Origin of the sequence: Brachybacterium halotolerans (assembly GCF_016623465.1) — a bacterium.
GTDB classification, from domain to species: Bacteria; Actinomycetota; Actinomycetes; order Actinomycetales; family Dermabacteraceae; genus Brachybacterium; species Brachybacterium halotolerans.
The window spans coordinates 1-1,732 of record NZ_JAEDAJ010000024.1 but is presented as its reverse complement, the minus strand read 5'-3'; the positions used below and the strand labels follow the sequence as shown (position 1 = coordinate 1,732).

1 protein-coding gene is annotated in these 1,732 nt (G+C 65.7%); it reads right to left on the bottom strand.

Going from position 1 to position 1,732, the window contains the following annotated elements:
* Window positions 1-1,259, bottom strand: a 1,259-nt coding sequence (locus tag I8D64_RS17000) for a DUF222 domain-containing protein (protein WP_200503956.1), incomplete at its 3' end; no start/stop codon positions are given.
* Between the last annotated feature and the right edge of the window lie 473 nt (window positions 1,260-1,732).

Genomic DNA, 1,732 nt, shown 5'->3' with positions numbered 1-1,732 from the left:
GTGGTGGCGAGGTGTTGGTGCCAGGCGGTCTCGAGCTCGCGGACGATGAACGGGGTCATCAAGTCGCCCTGGTCCTGCACGGTCAGTTCGACCGCGTCTCCCAGGGACCAGTGCGTGCGACCCAGCGTGCGGGACACAGGGATACCCGGGTCCACGACACTGGACCGACTCCCGCCATGTTTCACCGACCCATCATTCCCGCGATCTGTTCCACCACCCGATGATTTCCCGTCGTCGCGGAGTCTGACGGGGTCGATATCGTGGACGGTTTTCACCTGATGATGCGACCAGCACAACACATGAAGATTCTCGATCTCCGTCACCCCACCTTCCCCGGGATGATCATGATCGAATTCCTCAATATGATCCACCTCCACACCACGACAACTCGCCCGCCCACACCCCGGAACAGCACACTCCGGACCCCGCAACCGCACATGCGTCACCATCTGCGCACTCGGTCGATACCGCTCCGGCGGCAACGGCAAAAACGCACCCGTGACGGGATCGGTCAGGATCCGCATCCACTCCGGGCACTCCCCCGCGAGCTCGCGCGCCATGTCCGCAGGGATCGGATGCTTCCCCTCCAACAAAGCTGGCGCCTCACTCCGACCGAGCAGGGTCAAAAACGGGATGGTCACCAGGATCGCGAACCGCGCCGCGGGCACCTCATGCCCGTCCGTGTTCACCTCACCCCGCAGCAACGCCTCATAGCGCAGGCGGCCGCGAGTCATCGTCTTCCCCGACCCGCGCACGGACCCGTCCTCATCGAACGGAACCTCGTCGTCATCGTCGAGGGCGTGACGCTGAGCGGCCTGCAGCGTCTCCGCCGCGGCATCCAGGGACCGGGCGAACGCGAGGATCTCCGGGACCGGCCCCGTCACCGTCAACGACGCCGTCCCATCCACACCCACCACCGGAACACCGATATGCCGACGGCGCTGGGCACGCTCCACCGACGAGAGATCCAGAAGTGACGTGAACCAGGTGATCAACTCACCCAGCAGGCGACGGAACGTCTCCGAGGTCACCCCGAACTCCCAATCCCCCATCACCCCATCCAGACCCCTCCGGTCCTCCTCCGGCAGGTCACGGGAACGGTGGATCACACGCCGCAGCCACTCGACCGGCAACTCCCCCGCCTCCACCCGCGCGAACAACAACGGGAACAGCGTCAGCGCCTCGTGGGCGTCACGGATCTGCCCATAGGCGACAGTGGTCGTGGTGCGCAGCGCCACCGCCACCTGGACATCCTCCACATCCCCCTCATGCGCCCCGCGCCCTCCACATCCCGTCCCACCCACAACGGCGCCAGGCGCCGCATCAACGCAGCCGCCAGCTGCGACTCCCGGACCGCGAGATCCCAAATCCCCTGCAACTCCACCGAGAGATCCGGGCCCTCCACCGCGAACGTCCGCTCGGCCAGAGTCTCCCGCGACAACGGCCGACGCGGACGCGGACCCCGCGCCACCCGCGGAAGACGACCCGACCCCGACGACACACCCTGAGCAGGCGAGGAATCCGCGGCGTCAGGGGAATCCGATACACCATCATCTTGCCCGGGCGCGAGGGAATCATCGCCATCACCGAACGCATCACCATTCGCGAGCACGATTCCCCTCCCCTCCACCGGGCCTGACGTTCTATACCCCCAAGAATACCCGACGAAACGGACACCACAAGAGGCCGAAGAGAATCTGTGGACAACTTTATCCGTTCCTCCACAACCCCC